The organism is Paenarthrobacter aurescens (assembly GCF_025421775.1).
GTDB classification, from domain to species: Bacteria; Actinomycetota; Actinomycetes; order Actinomycetales; family Micrococcaceae; genus Arthrobacter; species Arthrobacter aurescens_B.
Genome location: NZ_JAOEFX010000739.1, coordinates 1 through 235, shown reverse-complemented (window position 1 = coordinate 235; position 235 = coordinate 1). Strand labels below are relative to the sequence as shown.

General features: G+C 31.1%; 1 protein-coding gene. It reads left to right on the top strand.

The window, feature by feature from the left end; all coding sequences use genetic code 11:
• On the top strand, positions 1-235 hold a 235-nt coding region (locus N7568_RS25430; protein WP_261612389.1), incomplete at both ends, for a hypothetical protein.

Sequence of the window (235 nt, the reverse complement as noted above, 5' to 3'; positions counted from 1 at the left end):
AGTAGAGGGTGAATACAGAATTAAATTAGAAGAAGCTATTCTACAAAAAGAGAACTATGTAGCCGCAGTAATTAAATCTGTGCATAAGAAATATGATAAATATGAAAGAGAAATGGCTAAAGTTGAGTTAGTATCAATTAATGGTGAACGGTACGAACCAGTTATTTTTGCTAAGCTATGGAAGAAAGTAAAAAAAGAAGTTTCGGTAGGCTCAATTGTATTAGCTGAAATTAAT